General features: G+C 71.4%; 20 protein-coding genes. 12 read left to right on the forward strand and 8 right to left on the reverse strand.

The features are described from left to right. The first annotated feature begins 171 nt into the window (after positions 1–171). Both DFH01_RS04580 and DFH01_RS04585 read left to right on the forward strand, forming a co-directional pair. Positions 172–741, forward strand: coding sequence for an HD domain-containing protein (locus tag DFH01_RS04580; protein WP_109869177.1), 570 nt, complete (start codon positions 172–174; stop codon positions 739–741). Then, positions 741–1,487 (forward strand): GNAT family N-acetyltransferase, encoded by a 747-nt coding sequence (locus tag DFH01_RS04585; RefSeq protein ID WP_109869178.1) that lies wholly within the window; start codon positions 741–743, stop codon positions 1,485–1,487. Before DFH01_RS04580 ends, DFH01_RS04585 begins: the two co-directional genes overlap by 1 nt. Positions 1,488–1,536: 49 nt before the next feature. Here DFH01_RS04585 and DFH01_RS04590 read toward each other — a convergent pair whose 3' ends face one another. Further along, on the reverse strand, positions 1,537–2,511 hold the full coding sequence (locus DFH01_RS04590) for a quinone oxidoreductase family protein (RefSeq protein ID WP_109869179.1): 975 nt from the start codon (positions 2,509–2,511) through the stop codon (positions 1,537–1,539). After that, positions 2,508–3,032, reverse strand: a complete 525-nt coding sequence (locus tag DFH01_RS04595) for a methylated-DNA--[protein]-cysteine S-methyltransferase (RefSeq protein WP_109869180.1) — start codon at positions 3,030–3,032, stop codon at positions 2,508–2,510. Before DFH01_RS04595 ends, DFH01_RS04590 begins: the two co-directional genes overlap by 4 nt. Positions 3,033–3,230: 198 nt before the next feature. Here DFH01_RS04595 and DFH01_RS04600 point away from each other — a divergent pair, with 198 nt between their 5' ends. From DFH01_RS04600 to DFH01_RS04625, 6 genes are all read left to right on the forward strand, one after another. After that, on the forward strand, positions 3,231–3,611 hold the full coding sequence (locus DFH01_RS04600; RefSeq protein ID WP_109869181.1) for a (2Fe-2S) ferredoxin domain-containing protein: 381 nt from the start codon (positions 3,231–3,233) through the stop codon (positions 3,609–3,611). Between the two features lie 87 nt (positions 3,612–3,698). Next, entirely contained in the window at positions 3,699–5,027 is a 1,329-nt protein-coding gene (mnmE, locus tag DFH01_RS04605; protein WP_109869182.1) for a tRNA uridine-5-carboxymethylaminomethyl(34) synthesis GTPase MnmE, read from the forward strand. Positions 5,028–5,046: 19 nt separating this feature from the next. Beyond that, on the forward strand, positions 5,047–6,912 hold the full coding sequence (mnmG, locus tag DFH01_RS04610) for a tRNA uridine-5-carboxymethylaminomethyl(34) synthesis enzyme MnmG (protein ID WP_109869183.1): 1,866 nt from the start codon (positions 5,047–5,049) through the stop codon (positions 6,910–6,912). Continuing rightward, a complete protein-coding gene (gene rsmG / locus DFH01_RS04615; protein WP_109869184.1) occupies positions 6,909–7,535 on the forward strand; it encodes a 16S rRNA (guanine(527)-N(7))-methyltransferase RsmG in 627 nt (208 codons plus the stop codon). The genes mnmG and rsmG overlap by 4 nt, the downstream gene beginning before the upstream one ends. 16 nt (positions 7,536–7,551) lie before the next feature. Next, positions 7,552–8,331 (forward strand): ParA family protein, encoded by a 780-nt coding sequence (locus DFH01_RS04620; protein ID WP_269846211.1) that lies wholly within the window; start codon positions 7,552–7,554, stop codon positions 8,329–8,331. Then, a complete protein-coding gene (locus tag DFH01_RS04625) occupies positions 8,328–9,197 on the forward strand; it encodes a ParB/RepB/Spo0J family partition protein (protein WP_109869186.1) in 870 nt (289 codons plus the stop codon). Before DFH01_RS04620 ends, DFH01_RS04625 begins: the two co-directional genes overlap by 4 nt. 432 nt (positions 9,198–9,629) lie before the next feature. Here DFH01_RS04625 and typA read toward each other — a convergent pair whose 3' ends face one another. Next, a complete protein-coding gene (typA, locus tag DFH01_RS04635) occupies positions 9,630–11,477 on the reverse strand; it encodes a translational GTPase TypA (RefSeq protein WP_109869187.1) in 1,848 nt (615 codons plus the stop codon). Positions 11,478–11,680: 203 nt separating this feature from the next. Then, on the reverse strand, positions 11,681–12,661 hold the full coding sequence (locus DFH01_RS04640; RefSeq protein ID WP_109869188.1) for an adenosine kinase: 981 nt from the start codon (positions 12,659–12,661) through the stop codon (positions 11,681–11,683). A gap of 83 nt (positions 12,662–12,744) precedes the next feature. Between DFH01_RS04640 and DFH01_RS04645 the strand changes: the two genes are divergently transcribed. The 4 genes from DFH01_RS04645 (at position 12,745) to DFH01_RS04660 (ending at position 15,692) form a co-directional block, all read left to right on the forward strand. After that, a complete protein-coding gene (locus DFH01_RS04645) occupies positions 12,745–13,401 on the forward strand; it encodes an EI24 domain-containing protein (protein WP_109869189.1) in 657 nt (218 codons plus the stop codon). A 311-nt stretch (positions 13,402–13,712) separates the two neighbouring features. Next, positions 13,713–14,228: a bactofilin family protein gene (locus tag DFH01_RS04650; RefSeq protein WP_233255959.1), complete on the forward strand. Its 516-nt coding sequence runs from the start codon at positions 13,713–13,715 to the stop codon at positions 14,226–14,228. Beyond that, complete coding sequence (locus DFH01_RS04655; RefSeq protein WP_109869191.1) at positions 14,228–14,758, forward strand: hypothetical protein; 531 nt, start codon at positions 14,228–14,230, stop codon at positions 14,756–14,758. The genes DFH01_RS04650 and DFH01_RS04655 overlap by 1 nt, the downstream gene beginning before the upstream one ends. A 19-nt stretch (positions 14,759–14,777) precedes the next feature. After that, positions 14,778–15,692 carry an AEC family transporter gene (locus tag DFH01_RS04660; RefSeq protein ID WP_109869192.1) on the forward strand — a complete coding sequence of 305 codons (915 nt, stop codon included), beginning with the start codon at positions 14,778–14,780 and terminating at the stop codon, positions 15,690–15,692. A gap of 83 nt (positions 15,693–15,775) precedes the next feature. Here the strand turns inward: DFH01_RS04660 and DFH01_RS04665 are convergent, their stop codons facing one another. The 4 genes from DFH01_RS04665 to DFH01_RS04680 form a co-directional block, all read right to left on the reverse strand. Next, entirely contained in the window at positions 15,776–16,696 is a 921-nt protein-coding gene (locus DFH01_RS04665; protein ID WP_109869193.1) for an isocitrate lyase/PEP mutase family protein, read from the reverse strand. Continuing rightward, positions 16,693–17,805 (reverse strand): LLM class flavin-dependent oxidoreductase, encoded by a 1,113-nt coding sequence (locus tag DFH01_RS04670; RefSeq protein ID WP_109869194.1) that lies wholly within the window; start codon positions 17,803–17,805, stop codon positions 16,693–16,695. Before DFH01_RS04670 ends, DFH01_RS04665 begins: the two co-directional genes overlap by 4 nt. A 65-nt stretch (positions 17,806–17,870) precedes the next feature. Beyond that, positions 17,871–18,884 carry a tryptophan--tRNA ligase gene (gene trpS, locus DFH01_RS04675; RefSeq protein ID WP_109869195.1) on the reverse strand — a complete coding sequence of 338 codons (1,014 nt, stop codon included), beginning with the start codon at positions 18,882–18,884 and terminating at the stop codon, positions 17,871–17,873. Positions 18,885–18,938: 54 nt separating this feature from the next. Next, positions 18,939–19,622 (reverse strand): YggS family pyridoxal phosphate-dependent enzyme, encoded by a 684-nt coding sequence (locus DFH01_RS04680; RefSeq protein WP_109869196.1) that lies wholly within the window; start codon positions 19,620–19,622, stop codon positions 18,939–18,941. Positions 19,623–19,670 lie beyond the last annotated feature (48 nt).

The raw sequence follows: 19,670 nt of genomic DNA on the forward strand, positions 1-19,670 counted from the left end.
CGCTCCGCGCGCTTGGCTTGCGCGCCACGCGCCGGGGCGCCCGGCCAAGCGATCGGTCTGGGCGCGGGCCGCATTCGCGGCCTTGGCCGGTTTCACCGGCCGGCAGTACTGGCGCGCAGGGATGGCGCGACCACGGGGGGCCGAAAGGCCCCCTTTCTGTTGGGGGAGACGATGGACCAACCGGATTCGACGGCGGCGTTGCTGCTCCGCGCCGCGACCTTCGCCGCGCGGGTGCATGCCACGCATCGTCGCAAGGGCGCCTCGGCCGAGCCCTATGTGAACCATGTGCTCGAAGTGGCGCAGATCCTGGCCGAGCATGGCGCGCCCGTCGAGGCGGTGGTCGCCGCCCTGCTGCACGACGCGGTCGAGGACAGCGACCAGGACCCCGATCCGATCACGCATGACCGCCTCGTCGCCGAATTCGGCGAGGCGGTGGCCGCGATCGTCGCCGAGGCGACGGACGACAAGTCCCTGCCCAAGGAGACGCGCAAGGCGCTGCAGGTGAAGCACGCGCCGAAGAAGAGCGATGCGGCGAAGATGCTGAAGCTGGCGGACAAGATCTCCAACCTCCGCGCCATCAGCGCCTCGCCGCCGGCCAACTGGGATCATGCCAGGCGCGTCGAGTATGTCGGCTGGGCCGGGCGGGTCGCCGCCGGGCTGAAGGGGCCGAACCCCGCGCTGGAGGCGCTGTTCGAGGCGACCTATCGATCGGCCATGGCGAAGCTGGCGGAAGAGGCGTGATGCAGGCGGCCCCCACGATCCTCGAGATCGAACGGGCGACGCTCTCGGCCGTGCCGGCGCCGCGGATCGCCTTCGACGGCGGCTTCGTGGTGCGCAGCTTCGCGGGCGGCACCGGGCGCGCGAATGCCGCCTGCCCGCTGGACCCGTCGCCGGATCCGGCGCTGACGGACCGCATCGCGCGCATCGAGGCCTTCTATCGGCGTGCCGGATTCACGCCGCGCTTCCGCTCGACGCCACTCGACCCGCCGGGGATGGTCGAGGCGCTGCAAGCGCGCGGCTACCGGCCGCATGACGAGAGCCAGGTGATCGTCGGGCCGCTCGGGCCGCTGTTCCAGGACGACCCGGACTGCACCGCGCTGGCCGGACCGGAGCCCGACTGGACCCGCGTGATGGCAAGCGGGGAACACCAGGTGCCGGCGCGGCAGGCCGAAAAGGCGCGGATGCCGGAGCTGCTCGGCGTGCCGGCCGCGTGGATCCTGCTGCGGGTGGAGGGCGAGCCGGCGGCCTGCGCCTTCGCCACGGCCGATGGCGAGCTCGCCGGCCTGTTCGACCTGGCGGTGCGCAAGGAGTTCCGGCGGCGGGGCCTCGGCCGGCGGGTGATGTCGGCGGCGGGCGCCTGGGCGCGGTCGCGGGGCGCGCGCTGGGCCTATGCGCAGGTCGCCTGCACCAATGCGGCCTCGCTGGCCCTCAATGCCGGTCTCGGCCTGACGGAGCGCTACCGCTACCGCTACTTCCTGCCCGGATGAGCGGCCGGTCCGCGCCCGGCGCCGGGTTCCGGCGCCGGGCGGCAGGCGGTCAGGGCAGCAGGACGGTGCTGCCGGTGGTCTTGCGGGCCTCGAGCGCGCGATGGGCCTCGGCCGCATCCTTCAGCGCGAAGCGCTGGTTGACGTTGATCTTCACGGCGCCCTTCGCGACCACGTCGAACAGGGCGTTGGCGCAGGATTCCAGGTCCTCGCGCTTGGCCGTGTAGGTCGCGAGGGTCGGGCGCGTCAGGTAGAGCGAGCCCTTGGCGGCCAGCACGCCAATATCCGGTATGGAGACCGGACCCGAGGCATTGCCGTACGACACCATCATGCCGAAGGGCATCAGGCAGTCGAGCGAGGTCAGGAAGGTGTCGCGGCCGACGCTGTCGAAGACGACCGGCAGCATGGTGCCGCCCGTGATCTCCTTTACGCGCGCGGGCAGGGTGTCGGTGCCGATCACGACATGGTCGGCGCCATGGGCCCGGACCAGTTGCGCCTTCTCCTCCGTGCTGACGCTCCCGATGACGGTGGCGCCGAGATGCTTCGCCCATTGCACCATGATGAGGCCGACGCCGCCCGCCGCGGCATGGACTAGGATGGTCTGGCCGGCCTGCACCTTATAGGTCCGGGTCAGCAGGAAGCAGGCGGTCATACCCTGCAGCATCATCGCCGCCGCCTGCTCATCGGTGACGCCTGCGGGGATCTTCACAAGCCGGTCGGCCTTGATGGTCCGCGCCTCGGAATAGGCGCCGATGGGCGCAGTGGCATAGGCGACCCGATCGCCCGGCGCGACGTTGGTCACACCCTCGCCCACCGCCTCGACCACGCCGGCACCCTCCATGCCGATCGTCGCGGGCAAGGCCGGGGCCTTGTAGAGGCCAGTGCGGAAATAGACGTCGATATAGTTCAGGCCGATGGCCTTGTGCCGCACCAGCGCCTCGCCGGCCTTCGGTGCGGGGACCGGGATCTCCTCCCAGACCAGAGCCTCGGGGCCGCCATAGTCGTGGACGCGGATGGCATGGTTCATCGGAGCATCGTCCCTCGCTGGCCGACCCGGCTGAGGCCGAGCGGCAGTTCTGACACCGGTTCCGCGCGCGAGCCATAGGCGCGGCGTTCATGGTCAAGCAGCCACTGCTTGGTGGATGGTCCCTCGCCGCCGGAATAGCCGCCAAGGGCCCCGCCAGCGCCGACCACGCGATGACAGGGGATCAGGATCGGGATCGGATTGCTGCCATTCGCCTGACCGATCGCGCGGGCGGCGCTGCCGAGCTGGCGCGCCAAGTCTCCATAGCTGCGCGTCTGCCCGGCGGGAATGGCGCGGAGCGAAGCCCAGACCCGCTTCTGGAAGTCCGTACCCGAGGGTGCCAAAGGCAGGTCGAAGATCTCGCGCGTCCCGTCGAAATAATCCTGCAGTTGCGCCACGGCCGCGGCAAGCAGCGGCGTTCGCTCCTGGTCGCGACCGCGCCCCCAGTCGAGCGCAACAATGGCGCCGCCGTTTTCGGAGACTGTCAGTTCGCCGAGGGGGCTGAGGAGGGTCAGTTGCGACATGGCGATGATCCGGGGCGGCCATGCGCCACAACCTGGGGCCTTCCGTCAAGCTTCGGGCCCCTGGCGGATTGGCTAGGGCGGAGATCGCAGCCGGGCGCGGCGCGCCGCCTGACGGCCTGGCTTCGCTGCCACGGTCGCCCTGGCGGGACCGGACGGCCATGGCTACATGCGGGGCGACAGCCAGTTGGAGAGCACCCCGTGGCCAGCACCCCATCCGGGCCTTCCGCACCCCAGGCGGCCGATCCGCCGCCCTATTTCCGGGCGCATGTGTTCGTCTGCTGCAACCGGCGGCCGGACGGGCATCGCCGCGGCTCCTGCGCGGCGCGCGGCAGCGAGGAGTTGCGGGACTACATGAAGGCGCGGGCGAAGGAGATCGGCCTGCGCGGCGTGCGCGTGAACTCTGCCGGCTGCCTTGACCGCTGCGAGTTCGGGCCGACCATGGTCGTCTACCCGGAAGGGATCTGGTACAGCCCGCGCAGCCGGGAGGATGTGGACGAGATCCTGCAAGCGCATCTCATCGCCGGCGGGCGGGTGCCGCGCCTGATGCTGACGGAGCGGCATGTCGTCGAGAAGGGCTGAGCCGAGGCGGACAGACCGTCTCGGGATGAGCGCCTCACCGCCGTTTCACGTGAAACACCCGCCGAAGCACCACCGGCGCGCCGCCCCATGACCGACCTGCAGGACACCATCTTCGCGCGCGCATCGGGCGCCGGCGGAGCGGCAATAGCCGTTGTCCGGCTCTCCGGCCCCCGCACAGGAGACGTACTGCGCAAGCTGACCGGAGCTCTGCCACAAGCCCGCCTTGCGAGTCTGCGCGCGTTGCGAGACCCGCAAACGGAGGAGGTGCTGGATCGAGCGTTGCTTCTCTGGTTCCCCGGCCCGGCAAGCTTCACGGGAGAGGATTCAGCCGAACTGCATCTGCACGGCGGCCCAGCGGTGGTGGCGGATGTCGCGGAGGCGCTGGTCGGCCTGGGATGCCGGCCTGCGGAGGGGGGCGAGTTCACGCGTCGGGCCTTCCTCCATGGCAAGCTTGACCTGACGCAGGCGGAGGCGGTGGCCGACCTGGTTGCCGCCGAGACAAGCGCGCAGCGGCGCCAGGCCCTGCGCCAGGCTGATGGTGCGCTGGGACAGCTCTATGCGGCGTGGACGGCACGGGCGAGCCGCATGCTTGCGCACCAGGAAGCCGCGATCGAGTTCACGATGGACGACCTGCCGACCGACCTCGACCGCACCGCGCGGCGGATGGCAGCGGAGCTGGCCGCCGAGATCGCGCAACACCTGGATGACGGGCGCCGGGGCGAGAAGCTGCGCGAGGGACTCTCGGTCGCCATCGTCGGACCCCCGAATGCCGGGAAGTCCTCGCTCCTGAACGCGCTGTCCGGGCGCGAGGCGGCGATCGTCTCGGCCCAACCGGGCACGACCCGCGACGTCGTCGAATGCCGGCTGCTCCTTGGCGGGGTGCCCGTCACGCTGGCAGACACGGCAGGGTTGCGGGCCAGCGCGGACGAGATCGAGCGCGAGGGTGTGCGGCGTGCCCGTCGCCGGGCGCAGGAAGCGGACGTCCTCATCGCCGCGCTGCCGGCCGACAGCGCGCCGGACGCGCAGACGCTGGCGTTGGTCGCCGGCCGGCAGGACGCCCTGCTTGTCGCGACCAAGTGCGACTTGGCCGAGCCGCCGGCGGAGATCACCGGCCGCTCTGTCCTCCCGACCAGCGCGCGGATGGGCACCGGGCTTGCTGAGCTCACCGCGGAACTCACCCGGCGCGCCGAACAGCAGGCGGGCGCCACGGATGCCCCGCTGATTACGCGGGCCCGCCATCGGGCCGCCCTTCACGAAGCGCGTGATCTGCTGATGGAGGCGCAGGCGGCGCGGCAGCCCGAACTGGCGGCCGAGGCCTATCGTGGGGTCGTCCGGGCGCTGGGGCGCCTGACCGGCCATGTCGGCGTCGAGGATGTGCTCGACATCGTCTTCGGCGACTTCTGCATCGGCAAGTAGCTGGCCTATATCCCGCCGGATGAATGGCAACGCGTATGACGTGGTGGTGGTCGGCGGCGGGCATGCCGGCTGCGAGGCGGCCGCAGCCGCCGCGCGCTGTGGCGCGCGCACCCTGCTGCTGACGCACCGCCTGGACCGCATCGGCGAGATGTCCTGCAACCCCGCGATCGGCGGCGTCGGCAAGGGGCATCTCGTGCGGGAAATCGACGCCCTCGACGGCGTCATGGCGCGCGCCGCCGATGCCGCCGCGATCCACGGCAAGCTGCTGAACCGCAGCAAGGGCCCCGCGGTCCGCGGCCCTCGCATCCAGGCCGACCGGAGACTCTACCGGAACGCCATGCAGGCACTCCTTCGGGATGTGCCCGGGCTGGACCTGCTCGCCGAAGCGGCAGAGGACATCGAATGCGACGGCGCCGGCGGTATCGCGGCGGTGGTCACCGCCTCTGGCCGCCGGATCGCCTGCCGCGCCCTGGTTCTCACCACCGGCACATTCCTCCGTGGCGAGATCCATATCGGCGAGCAGCGGATCCCTGCCGGGCGGCGCGACGACGCGCCAGCGGTCGGGCTCGCTCTTGCGCTTGAGCGGCTGGGCCTGCCGCTTGCCCGCCTGAAGACCGGCACGCCGCCGCGCCTGGACCGGCGCAGCATTGATTGGGAGGGGCTGGAGGCGCAGCCGGGCGATGAGCCGCCGGAGCCGATGTCCTGGCTCACGGACCGGATCAGCAACCCCCAGGTGGAATGCCGGATCACCTACACGGCGCCCGCCACACATCAGCTGATCCGAGCCAACCTGCATCGCACCGCCGTCTATGGGGGCCGGATCCAGGGCGTCGGGCCCCGCTACTGTCCCTCCATCGAGGACAAGGTCGTCCGCTTCGCCGAACGTGACCGGCACCAGATCTTCCTCGAGCCCGAGGGGCTGGATGACGACACGGTCTATCCGAACGGCATCTCGACGAGCCTGCCGGAGGAGGTGCAGGCCGCCATTCTCACGACGATTCCGGGCCTTGAGCGTGCGCGGATCCTTCGGCCCGGCTATGCGATCGAATACGATCACGTGGACCCGCGTGCGCTTGCACCGAGCCTGGAAGTCCGCAGCGTCCCTCGTCTCTTTCTGGCCGGGCAGATCAACGGCACGACCGGGTATGAGGAAGCGGCTGCGCAAGGGCTCATGGCGGGCCTGAACGCCGCCCGCCGCGCTGACGGCACCGAGCCTGATCGGATCCTGACCCGCGCCGAAGCCTATATCGGCGTGCTGATCGACGACCTCGTCCTGCAGGGCGTGTCGGAGCCCTATCGCATGCTGACCGCACGCGCAGAGCACCGCCTGAGCCTTCGGGCGGACAATGCCGGTCTGCGCCTGACGGAGCGCGGCATCGGCTGGGGTTGCATCGGTCCCGAACGGGCGCGGCGGCACGCCGCCTTTGCCCAGGCAGTCGCCGACGGCTGCGAACGGGCGCGGCGCGAGGATGCGACGCCCGGAGAGCTTGCGGCGGCCGGACTGCCTGCACCAGCGGATGGCCGGCGACGGACTGTGCTCGAAGTCCTCGGCATGCCGGAAGTCACCTCTGCCGCAGCCGGTCGGGCCTTTCCCTGGCTCCTCGATCTCTCCACGCCCGTGCTGACGCAGCTCGAAGCCGAGGCCCTCTACGCGCCCTATCTCCGCCGGCAGGAAGCCGAACGCCGCCTGATCGAGCGCGAGGACCGCCTCGCGATCCCGGACGGGATCGATTTCGGCTCCATCCCCGGCCTTTCCGGGGAGATGCAGCAGCGCCTCGCCGCGGCGCGGCCGGCGACGCTCGGCTCCGCGACGCGCATTGCCGGGATCACGCCAGCCGCCGTCGCCGCCTTGGCAGTCCACCTGCGTCGCGACGCCGCACGGTGAGCGTTTCACGTGGAACGCTCGGGGACGAAGGCGGGCAGGCCAACCCCCTGGAGGATCGCCTGCGGCAGTTCCTGGAACTCCTGCTGCGCTGGAACAGCCGCATCAACTTGGTGGCCGATCGTGACCCGGCAGCGATCCGCCGCCGGCACATAGAGGACTCGCTGCAACTCCGGCCCCTGCTTCCGCAAGGCCATGGCCCCATCGGCGACCTGGGCAGCGGCGGCGGCTTTCCGGGCCTAGTGCTCGCCATGGCCGAGTCGCGCCCGTTCCACCTCATCGAGTCGGACCGCCGGAAGGCGGCCTTCCTGACCGAGGCCGCCGCGCAACTCGGCCTGCATCATGTGCGCGTGCACCCCGACCGCATCGAGGCCGCGCGCCCCCCGCCGCTGGTCGCCATCACGGCCCGCGCCCTGGCGCCGCTCGATGCCCTGCTCGGCCATGCCGAGCGGCTGCTTGAGCCCGGCGGCATCGCCCTCTTCCCGAAGGGACGCACGGCCGAGGCCGAGTTGACCGATGCCGGGCGCCGCTGGACATTCCAGACGGACCGCTTCCCCAGTCGCACCGACCCCGAGGCCACCATCCTTCGCCTGAGCCAGATCCGACGTGCCGGACCCGACATCTGACCGCGGGCCGCCGCGCGTGCTGGCCTTCGCCAACCAGAAGGGTGGCGTGGGCAAGACGACCACGGCCATCAACCTCGCCACCGCGCTGGCGGCCGAGCACAAGGTGCTCCTCCTCGACCTCGACCCGCAGGGCAATGCCTCCACGGGGCTCGGCATCAGCCGGGAAGATCGCGGAGCCGGCACCTACGCCCTGCTGGTCGCGGGCCGCCCACTCACCGAGCTCATCCGCCCAACCGCCGTGCCCAACCTCTCGATCCTGCCTGCCGACCCCGATCTTGCCGGCGCGGAGATTGAGCTCGTCACCTTCGAGAACCGGGAGCGACGCCTGGCCACGGCCATGGCCGCCGCCAGGCCGACGCTCGCGGAGTTCGACTTCGTCTTCCTGGACTGCCCACCCTCGCTCGGCCTGCTCACCCTGAACGCCCTCGTCGCCGCGGATGGCGTCATCGTGCCCCTGCAGACCGAGTTCTTCGCCCTGGAAGGGATCAGCCAGATCACGCGAACGATCGATCGCGTGCGCCGCGCGCTCAACCCCCGGTTGCAGCTCGATGGCATCGTGCTGACCATGGTTGACCGCCGGAACAATCTGTCCGAACTCGTCGCGGCCGACGTCCGGGGCTTCTTCAAGGACAAGGTGTTCGAGACGGTGATCCCGCGGAACGTGCGGATCAGCGAGTCCCCTTCCCACGGCCTGCCCGTCCTGCTCTACGATTTCCGCTCGCCGGGCGCCCAGGCGCATCTCAGGCTGGCCGCCGAATTCCTGAAGAGGGAGCGCTCGCGCCGTCGCGCCGCATGAGCAGCACCACCCGCAAGCCCCCGCCCCCACGCCTCGGCCGCGGCCTGTCCGCGCTGATCCCGGATGCCCCGGCGGCGGAAGACGGCACCACCCTCCGCACGCTGCCGATCGAGACGCTGGAGCCCGGCCCGTTCCAGCCGCGCGGCGGGATGGACAAGGCCAGCCTGGAGGAGCTCGCCGCCTCCATCCGCGAGCACGGCATCCTGCAGCCCATCCTCGCCAGGCCGAAGCCCGGCCTCGACAACCGCTACCAGATCATCGGCGGCGAGCGCCGCTGGCGCGCCGCGCAGGCGGCCCAGCTGCATGAGGTGCCGGTCCTCGTCCGGGACCTGGGCGACCGCGAGGCCATGGCGGTCGGCCTCGTCGAGAACCTGCAGCGCCAGGACCTCAACGCCATCGAGGAAGCGGAGGGCTATCGCCGGCTGCTCGATGAGTTCGGCCTGACCCAGGACGCGCTCGGCCAGGCCGTCGGCAAGAGCCGCAGCCATGTCGCCAACACGCTGCGCCTGCTCACCCTTCCCGACCCGGTGCGCGACCTGGTCGCCAACGGCGCCCTCTCGGCCGGCCATGCGCGCGCCATCATCGGCACGAAGGACCCCGGGCGCCTCGCCGCGCAGATCATCGCGCGCAGCCTGAACGTGCGGCAGGCGGAAGCGCTGGCCGCAGCCGAAAACCGCCCGCGCCCGTCAGGGACCGGCCGGGTGGAGCGGGATCCGGACCTGGCCGCTCTCGAACGCGATCTGACCGAGCGTCTCGGCATCGTCGTGTCCGTCCGTCCGCAGGGCAAGGGAGGCGAGGTCGTGATCCGCTATCGCGACCTCGACCAGCTCGACGGCCTGATCCGTCTTCTCCAAGGCGGCGGCTGAAGCCGTCACGCCGGAACGAGGCGCCTCGGCTCATCGGCCGCCGCGTAATATAATATCGGCGAGCCTTTCTGGTGATCCGATGGCGGCCCGCGCAATGTGCGCGGGCCGAGCGGCCGAATGGCCGCCGCCGCTTGTCCGGCGTCTGAGGGCGTTTTCGGGTCACCGAAAACGCACACCGGTATAAGCCCTCACGCCGCAGGATTGCGCTGATCCTGCTACTGCGCTCCAGCGGCGCCTCTTTCGCTCCTAGAGCCTCGCGGTGCCGCCGCGCGCGCGGCTTCGAGCACATCGCCGTCGCTGACATCCGCCCGCCACCTGCGCCGGCGGAGCGACCGGCCGTCGCGCGCAGCAGCGGGACCGGCGCGCCCTTCACGTGGCGGCTCAAACCGCGGGTTGCGCTGCGGCGCCGCGCATCGCCCGCGGCCTATCGCGTCACGCCGCCGCTTCGCCCTTCACCGGCAGCCCTTCGGCGCGGCGGGCGTTCTTCTTGCGCTCATGCGGGTCGAGGTAGCGCTTGCGCAGGCGGATCGCGCCCGGCGTCACCTCCACCAGCTCGTCATCCTCGATGTAGGAGATCGCCTGCTCCAGGCTCATCCGCCGCGGCGGGATCAGCAGCAGCGCGTCGTCCTTGCCGGCGGCGCGGATGTTGGTGAGCTTCTTCTCCTTCACTGGGTTCACCTCGAGGTCCTCGCCGCGCGAGTTCTCGCCGATGATCATGCCGGTGTAGACCTTCGCGCCCGGGTCCACGAACAGCGCGCCGCGCTCCTGCAGGTAGAACAGCGCATACTGCGTCGTCTCGCCGTCCACGTTGGAGATGAGCGACCCGTTGCGCCGCCCCTCGATCGGGCCGGCCCAGGCGCCGTAGCCGTGGAACAGGCGGTTCATCATGCCGGTGCCGCGCGTGTCCGTCATGAACTCGCCGTGGTAGCCGATGAGGCCGCGCGAGGGGATCAGGAAGGTCAGCCGCACCTTGCCGCCGCCCGAAGGCCGCATGTCCTGCATCTGGCCCTTGCGGATCGAGAGCTTCTCGACGACCACGCCGGAATAGCCCTCGTCCACGTCGACCAGCACTTCCTCGTAGGGCTCTTCCTTCTCGCCCGTCTCCGGGTTGTCGCGGGTCAGCACGCGAGGGCGGCCGATGGTCAGCTCGAAGCCTTCGCGGCGCATCGTCTCGATCAGCACGCCGAGCTGGAGTTCGCCGCGGCCGGCGACCTCGAAGGCGTCCACTTCCTCGGACACCTTCACCTTGATGGCGACGTTGCCCTCGGTCTCCTTGAAGAGCCGGTCGCGGATCTGGCGCGAGGTCACCTTCTTGCCCTCGCGGCCGCCGAGCGGGCCGTCATTGATGCGGAAGGTCATGGCGAGCGTCGGCGGGTCCACCGGGATGGCGTGCAGCGGCTCCGCCACCTCGGGAGCGGCGATGGTGTCGGGGATGGTGGCGTCGGAGAGGCCCGCGATCGCGACGATGTCGCCCGCCTGCACCTCATCCACCGGCACGCGATCCAGGCCGGAATAGGTCATCAGCTTCGTCAGGCGCCCGGTTTCCACCACGCTGCCGTCCTGGCGCAGCACGCGCACGGGCATGTTGATGCGCCCGACGCCCTGCTCCACGCGGCCGGTCAGGATGCGGCCGAGGAAGTTGTCGCTCTCCAGGATCGCCGCGTTCATCGCGAAAGGTTTCTCGAGTTCCACCTTCGGCGGCGGAACATGCGACAGGATCAGGTCGAACATCGGCGACAGGTCCTTGCGCGGCCCGTCGAGCGACAGGTCCGCCCAGCCCTGGCGGCCGGAGGCGAACAGCGTGTGAAAGTCCAACTGCTCGTCATTCGCACCCAGCGCGGCGAACAGATCAAAAACCTCGTTGTGGACCTCGTCGGGACGGGCGTCGCCGCGGTCCACCTTGTTGATCACGACGATCGGCTTCAGGCCGCGCGCCAGCGCCTTGGTCAGCACGAACTTGGTCTGCGGCAGCGGGCCCTCGGCGGCGTCGCACAGCACGATGGCGCCATCCACCATGGACAGGATGCGCTCCACCTCGCCGCCGAAATCGGCGTGGCCGGGCGTGTCCACGATGTTGATCTTCACGCCCTTCCACTCGACCGCGGTGGACTTGGCCAGGATGGTGATGCCTCGCTCGCGCTCCAGGTCGTTGCGGTCGAGCGCGCGCTCGGCCACCTGCTGGTTGGCGCGGAAGGCGCCGGCCTGCTTCAGGAGGTTGTCCACGAGCGTCGTCTTGCCGTGGTCAACGTGAGCGATGATCGCGACGTTGCGCAGTTGCATGATGAGGGTCCGGGTTTGGTTCGGCCCGACCCCGCAAACCCCCGGGCAACCGTCACGAAACGGTCATCCAGGGCGAAACGCCGGGCCTTTGGCTTGATGCAGCGCACACATAAGCGCGCCGCCCCCAAAAAGCGAGCAGGAATCGGGGCGGGGGCGGGCCTGCGCCGCCCGCAACCCGCCGAGACGCCGAAAATCCCGCCGCGTCAGGCCGCGACCAGCGCCTTCAGGTCGGTCTGCGGGCGCGCCCCGAAATGGCTGATCGCCTCCGCCGCCGCCACCGACCCCCAGCGCCCGCATTCGCCGAGCGGCCGGCCCAGCGCATGGGACGCGAGGAAGCCGGCGGCATAGGCGTCGCCGGCGCCGGTAGTGTCCACCACCTTGGTCGGCACCGCCGCCACCTCGAGCGTCGTCTCGCCGGCGACGACCACGCTGCCCTTCTCGCTGCGCGTCACCGCCGCCAGGCCCACCTCCTCCCGCACGGCGGCGAGCGCCATGGCGAAGTCGTCGGTCTCGTAGAGGGAGAGAAGCTCGGCCTCGTTGGCGAACAGGATGTCCACCTCGTTCCGCACCAGGTCGCGGAAGGCGGCGCGGTGGCGGCCGACGCAGAAGGGATCGGACAGCGTCAGCGACACCTGCCGCCCCGCGCCATGCGCGACCTTCGCCGCCTTGCGGAAGGCGGCCTGCGCGGCCGGCGGGTCGAAGAGGTAGCCTTCCATGTAGGTGATGGCGGCCGAGGCGACCTCGGCCTCGTTCACGTCCTCCGGCCCGAAATGCACGCAGGCGCCGAGAAAGGTGTTCATGGTGCGCTGCGCATCGGGCGTCACCAGGATGAGGCAGCGTGCCGTCGGCGCCCCGCCGACCAGCGGGGCGGAGGGGAAGCGCACGCCGGCCGCGCGGATGTCATGCGCGAACACCGTGCCCAGCGCGTCATCCGCGACCTTGCCGAGATAGCCGACCCGCGCCCCGAGCGCGGCCGCCACCGCGCAGGTGTTGCCGGCGGACCCGCCGGAGCTCTCCACCCCCGGCCCCATCGCCGCATAGATCCGCTCCGCCGCCGCCGCGTCGATCAGGGTCATGCTGCCCTTCGCCATGTCATGCGCCGCGAGGAAGGCGTCGTCCGCGCGGGTCAGCACGTCCACGATGGCATTGCCGATGCCGAGGACATCGAGGGCGGGGGAGGTCATGGGTCGTTTCGGTCTCGGCCAGAAGGGGAGTTGAAGCGGCCGGACGTTGCCGGAACCGGTTCGGCGAAGCTAGTCCCTGCCGGATGCTTCGCCCCCTCCTCCTCGCCGCAGGCCAGCTCACCGACCCGGCCTTCCGCCGCCCGCTGTTGATCGGCGCAGGGCTGGCGCTCGCCCTCGGCCTGGCGCTCGCGGCCGGGGTGAGCTGGGGCGTCGGCTGGCTGGCCGGCGGCGAGGGCTGGCTTGCATCGCTTGCCGCGGCGGCCGGCGGCCTGCTGGCGCTGTTCGCGCTGTGGTGGCTCTTCGTGCCGGTGCTGCTGGCGGTCGCCAGCATCTTCACCGATGGCGTCGCCGCGGCGGTGGAGCAGCGCCACTACCCGTCCTTGCCCCCGCCCGCCGGGGCCTCGGCGCCCGAACAGGCCTGGGCGGGCCTGGTGCTGGCGGCGAAGATGGCGGTGCTGACCTTCGTGCTGCTGCCGCTCTCGCTGCTGATCCCCGTGTTCGGCGCGGCGGCGCTGTGGGCCGTGGCGGCGGTCGGCCTGGGGGAGGGCCTGTTCCAGGGGGTCGCGTTGCGCCGCATGTCGCCCGCGGCGGCGAAGGCCAGGGCACGGACGCTGCGCTGGCGCATCTGGGGGGTGGGCGGGGTCTTCGCTCTGCTCGCCGTGGTGTCGCCGCTGAACCTGCTGGTCCCCGTGCTGGGCACGGCGGCGATGGTGCACGTGCTCCACCGCAACACCGTGTGAAATCGGCAACGAACCGCAGGCGGATGCAGCCGCAAAGCTTGTGGACAACTGCCGTCGAGCGGGCATCGGCCCGTTGTGCCGGCGCGGGGGCGCGTGTTAGCCCCAAGGGCATGGCGCCGGGGTGATGGATGCCCGCCGGTGCCCCGGCGCGGCAGCGCCGTGTCGTCTCGAGAGGGGGGGCCAGCCGCGCCATGAACGTCTTCCGCCGCCGCGATTCCGCCGCTCCGGAGCCTCAGCCGGCCACCGTGCCGACGGCCCGCGATCCCGATCTCGGCGTGCCGCCTCGTCTTCCATCCAGGGACAATCCGACCATGAGCCTCGCGCCCAAGCCCGGCACCGCGCCCACCCCGCCCGTCGGGCCGACGCCGCCTTCCGGCACCGCGATCCCGCCGCGCCCGACGCTCGGCGCCGCGCCCAGCATCGGCGCCCCGCCAGCGCCGAGCCCGCGGCCGTCCAGTGCGGACCGGCGCACCCTGGTGGTCGGGCGCGGCATCAGCCTGCAGGGCACGGTCAGCGAGGCCGAGCGCCTGGTGGTCGAGGGCACGGTCGAGAGCCAGATGATCCAGGCGACCGAGCTCTCCATCAGCGAGACCGGCGTCTTCAAGGGCGAGGTCCAGGTCGAGGATGCCGAGATCGCCGGCACCTTCGACGGCACCATCACCGCCCGCGGCGCGCTGGTGATCCGCGCGACCGGCCGGGTGATCGGCGTGGCGCGCTGCCGCCGGCTGTCGGTGGAGGAAGGCGGGCAGGTGTCCGGCCGCATGGAGATGCTGAGCGACGCGCAGGCCGCGGCGCCGGCGCCCCTCCCGGTTCCCGCCGAAGCCTGATGCGCGGGCCGGCGCGCGCGGGGCTCCTGCTCGCGCTGCTGCTGCCCGTCGCCTGCGCCCAGCCCGGCCCGCCCGAGGCGGCGCAGGTGCTGGAGGAGGTGCTGGCGGCGCACAACGCCAGCATCGCCGGGGTGCAGGGCCGACCGGTTGCGGCCGCGTCGGTGGCGGCGCAGCCGGCCTCGGCGCCCGCCGCCGCACCCTCGCCCGCGCGCGCCGGCGGCGCACCGCCCGACGCCGCCGGCGATCTGGTCGGCCTGACGCCGGAGGCGCTGCGCCAGCAACTGGGCGAGCCGCGTCTGCGCCGGCCGGAAGGCCCGGCGGAGGTCTGGCATTACCAAGCCAGCCAGTGCCATCTCGACCTGGTGCTGTATCCCGCCGACGGGCCGCGCGCCGGGCTCCGCGTTGGCTTCGCCTCGGCACGTTCGGTCGGTACGGCGCGGCGCGGCGAGGCCGCCTGCCTGCGCGACATCGCGCGCAGCGGCGGCACGCGGCGTGCGCCGGCCACGGAGCAGGCGCTCGCGGGCGCATAGCGCCCGCCGCCCACGCAGCATGACCCTCGCTCCCTGGGCAGACGCCTTCGTGCCCGTCTTCGGCCTGCTCGCGCTCGGCGCGCTGCTGAAGCGCCGCCTGCTGCGCGACGATGCCGTCTGGGCCGGGATCGAGCGCCTGGTGTTCTGGGTGCTCCTGCCCTGCCTGATCGCCGGCGCGCTCTCCGCCGTGCGCTTCGACACGCTGCCGGTCGGCGGCATGGCGGTGGCACTGTGGGCGGCGCTGAGCGCCGGCACGGCGTTGGCCGTCGCTCTGTCGCGGCTGCTCGGGCACGGGCATGCGGCGATGACCTCGGTGCTGCAGGGCGGCATCCGGTTCAACAACCTGATGGGCTTCGCCATCGGCGGGGCGATCTGGGGTGCCGAGGGCATCGCCTATGCCGCGGTGGCCACCGGCATCATCGTGCCCTTCGTGCAGGCTGTGGCGACCATCGCCTTCGTCGCCGGGCGCGGCAGCGTGCGGGTGCTGCCGCTGCTGCGGCAGGTGCTGCTCAACCCGCTGATCCTGGGCTGCCTGGCCGGCTTCGCGATCGGGCTGGTCGGCGGCCTACCGCCGGGGCTGCAGCCCGCGGTGCGGAACCTGGGCAATGCCTCCATCGCGCTCGGCCTGCTCTGCGTCGGCGCGGCGCTGACGCTGCAGGGGCTGGGCGACAGGCCGGCGACGCAGGCGGCAACGGCGCTGCTGAAGCTGCTGGTCATGCCGCTGATGACCTGGGCGTTCTGCGCCGCGCTCGGCCTGGGTCCGCTCGCCACCGCCATCGCCGTGCTGTTCATGGCGCTGCCGACGGCGGCGACGAGCTATGTGATGGCGCGCGCGATGGGCGGCGACGCGAAGCTGATGGCCGCGATCACCACCAGCGAGCATCTGCTGTCGGTGCTGACGCTGCCCGTGTGGGTTTGGCTGCTGACGCGGTAGTCGCGACGGCTCGTTTGCGCGGTCGGTCGTGCCCCCACCCCGACCCTCCCCCGCACTGCGGGGGAGGGAGAAAACAGACGCCCCTACTCCGCCGGGAGGCGCAGATACCGGTCCTCCAGGCTGCGCCAGGTCGCGTTGTCGAACAGCGACCACAGCTCACCATGGCTGTACATGCGGCTCGCCATCGCGTTGCTGCTGCCCGTCTCCTTGAGGCTCGCCAGCATCTCCATCCCCGCCTTGGCGAACAGGCGCGTGAGCGCGTTGGGATAGATCGCAAGACGAAAGCCAAGCGCCTGCAACCGCTCCGCCGGCAGGATCGGCGTCTTGCCGCCTTCCACCATGTTCGCCAGCAGCGGCACGCCGGGGAAGGCGCGGCCCACTTCCGCCAGCTCCGCCTCGCTCTGCGGGCTTTCGACGAAGATCACGTCCGCCCCCGCCGCGCGATAGGCCTTCGCACGCGCGATGGCGGCGGGCAGCCCCTCGCCCGCGCGCGCATCGGTGCGCGCGATCACCACGAAGTCGGGATCGCGCCGCGCCTCGATCGCCGCGCGGATGCGCATCACCATCGTCTCGACCGGCGCGATGACGCGGCCCGGCTCATGGCCGCATTTCTTCGGCCATTCCTGGTCCTCGATCTGGATCGCGGAGACGCCGGCGCGTTCGTATTCGCGCACCGTGCGGATCACGTTGATCGGCCCGCCATAGCCCGTGTCGCCATCCGCGATGACGGGAATGGAGACCACGTCGCAGATCCGCCGCACGCGATCGAGCATCTCCGCGAAGGACACCGCGCCGAGATCCGGCGCGCCCATCGTGCTGATCGAGACGCCGGCACCCGTGATGTAGAGCGCCGGGAAGCCGCTCGCCTCCACCAGCCGCGCGCCGAGGCAATCGAAGGCGCCCGGCGCGAGGAACAGGCTCTCGCCCGCCAGCAGCTCGCGCAGGCGGCGATGGCGGCCGGGCGCGTCGGCAAGGCCGATGGGCAGTGTGGGCGGCGTGGTCATGCTGTCTCCTTGGCGGCTGTCGCGCGGATGTGCTGGCGGAAGCGCGGCATCACCTCCTCCGCCAGGCGGTGCATGGTCTCGCTCTCCCACGCGGCATTCGGGCCGCTCCAGTCGAGGCCGGCCATCAGCAGATGGTCGAAGGCGCCGATGCGGTCCCGCAGCGCGACCAGCTTGTCGAGCACGGTGGCGGGGGAGCCGGCGACGACGCAGTCCTCGATGATGGCTTCGAGTGTCACGGCCTCGTCCGGCGTGTCCTCGCGCGGCTTCAGCGTGCCGAGCTGCCCGGCGCGGCGGGCCAGCGAGGAGAGGTAGTGGAAGTAGTAGCGGTTGGCGGAGGCCTCATCGAACATGCGGTCACGCGCCTCCGCATCCGTCACGGCGATGCAGAAGTTTCGGGCGAGGCGCCACTCGTTGCCCGCCTTCACGCCCTGCGCATCGCGCGCGGCACGCAGCGTGCGGCCATGGCCTTCGACGATGCGCTCCGCGACGAAGTTGGCGGACACCACGCCCCAGCCGCGCTCCACCGCCATCTTCACCCCAAAACTGTCGGCGCTGCGCGCGGTGATGGCGATGGGCGGATGCGGGCGCTGCCAGGGCTTGGGCATGGTGCCGACGCCGAATTCCGGGATCACCGCATTGACGATGCGCGCCGACCAAGTCGGGCCTTCGATGTCGTAGGGCGGGTCCTGGCGCCAGATCGCGAGGATCGTGTCCATCGCCTCCAGCATGCGCTTGCCGCGCTGCATCGGGTCGGTGTTGCCGAACAGCTCGAAATCGGAAGGCAGCCCGCCCGGCCCGATGCCGAGGATCAGGCGCCCGCCCGTCATGTGGTCGAACTGCGCGACCTCGGCCGCGACCTTCGCCGGGTGGTGGTTCGGCAGGTTGATCACGCCGGTGGCAAAGGTGAGCTTCGTCCGCGCCGCCAGGGACGCCATGAACATCAGCGGCGAGGGGATCGGCTCCGACGAGGCCGAGAAATGCTCGCCCACCCAGAGCTCGTCGAAGCCGAGGCGATCGGCCAGCAGCGATTTTTCGGCGTCCTCGGCCAGCAATTCGTGCATCGGCCGCTCGGGCGGATGCAGCGGCATCATGAACAGGCCGAGACGCATGGCCGTTTCCTTCCCCTTTGCCGCAAGGGTTACCGGCTGCGCGCGCATGGCGCCAGCCGCACCCCTCAGCGGCGGGGCAGGAAGCCCACCAGGCGCTCGGCCTCCTCGCAGATCGGCGTGGCGATCGCGTCCGCGCGGTCGGCGCCGAGCCGCAGCGCCGCATCCAGCGCGCCGGGGTCCTGCAGAAGTCGGTTCATCTCGGTGCGGATCGGGTCGAGATGCGCCACCAGCGCCTCGGCCAGCACTTCCTTGAAGGCGCCGAATCCCTTGCCGCCATGGTGGCGCAGCACGCCCGCATGGGTCTCGCCGGTGATCGCCGCCAGGATGCCGACGAGGTTGCGCGCCTCCGGCCGTCCTTCCAGCCCCGCCTCGCTCTCCGGCAGCGGCTCGGGGTCGGTCTTGGCGCGGCGGATCTTCAGCGCGATCGCGTCGTGGTCGTCGTTGATGTTGATGCGCGACTGGTCGGAGGGGTCCGACTTCGACATCTTCTTCGTCCCGTCGCGGAGCGACATCACGCGCGCGGCGACGCCCTGGATCAGCGGCTCGATCGTCGGGAAGAAATCCACGCCGTAGTCGTGATTGAACTTCTGGGCGATGTCGTTGGCCAGCTCCAGGTGCTGCTTCTGGTCGTCGCCGACCGGAACCTTGGTGGCGTGATAGGTCAGGATGTCGGCCGCCATCAGGTTCGGATAGACGTAGAGGCCGGCGCTCGCGGCCTCCCGGTCCTTGCCGGCCTTGTCCTTGAACTGCGTCATCCGGTTCAGCCAGCCGATGCGCGCGACGCAGTTGAAGATCCAGGCCAGCCGCGTGTGGGCATGCACATGGGACTGCAGGAACAGGATGCAGCGCTTCGGATCGAGGCCGCAGGCGATCAGCGCCGCGGCCATCTCCCGCGTCTGGCGCGCCAGCTCCTGCGGGTCCTGCCAGACGGTGATGGCGTGCAGGTCCACCACGCAGAAGATGCACTCATGCGTGTCCTGCATCGGCACCCAGTTGCGGATGGCGCCGAGATAATTGCCGAGGGTGGGCACGCCCGAGGGCTGGATGCCGGAGAATACGCGGTTGTTGGTCGGGGCCATCGTGTTCGCTCTGGCTGCAGTGGCGCGCTGTGTCGGGCGGGCGGCGCCGGTCCGTCAAGCCGCCGCGGGCGGGTAGTCCCGGTGGCCGAAGATCGCGGTGCCGACGCGCACCAGCGTCGCGCCCTCCGCGATCGCGATCTCGTAGTCGGCGCTCATGCCCATGGAGAGGGTCCTGAGCCCGTGCTTCGCGGCGAGCTCCGCGAGCCAGGCGAAATGCGGCCGGGGGTCGGCCCCCACGGGCGGGATGCACATCAGGCCGCTGATCGCCAGCCCATGCTCCTCGCGGCAGGCGCGGAGGAAGGCGCCGGCCTCGGCGCGCGGGATGCCGGCCTTCTGCGGCTCGTCGCCGGTGTTGACCTGCACCAGCAATTCGGGCGTCCGGCCCTCCTTACGGATCGACGCGGCGAGCGCGGCGGCGAGCTTCGGGCGGTCCAGGCTCTCGATCACATCGGCCACGCGCACGGCGTCGCGCGCCTTGTTGGTCTGCAGCGCGCCGATGAGGTGCAGGCGGAGCGTGGGGTGGGCCGGGCGCAAAGACGGAAACTTCTGCTGCGCCTCCTGCACCCGGTTCTCGCCGAACACGGTCTGCCCGGCGGCCAGCGCCTCCAGCACCGCTTCGGCCGGATGCGTCTTGGAGACGGCGACGAGGGTGACCGAGGCCGGGTCGCGGTTGGCGCGCGCGCAGGCCTCGGCGATCCTGGCACGGATGGCGGCGAGGTTGCGGGCGATGTCGGTCATGCGGGCGGTCCGGCGATGCGTGGCCGGACGCTAGAGCATTTTCGAGCC

The organism is Falsiroseomonas bella (assembly GCF_003173615.1).
Lineage (GTDB): Bacteria > Pseudomonadota > Alphaproteobacteria > Acetobacterales > Acetobacteraceae > Falsiroseomonas > Falsiroseomonas bella.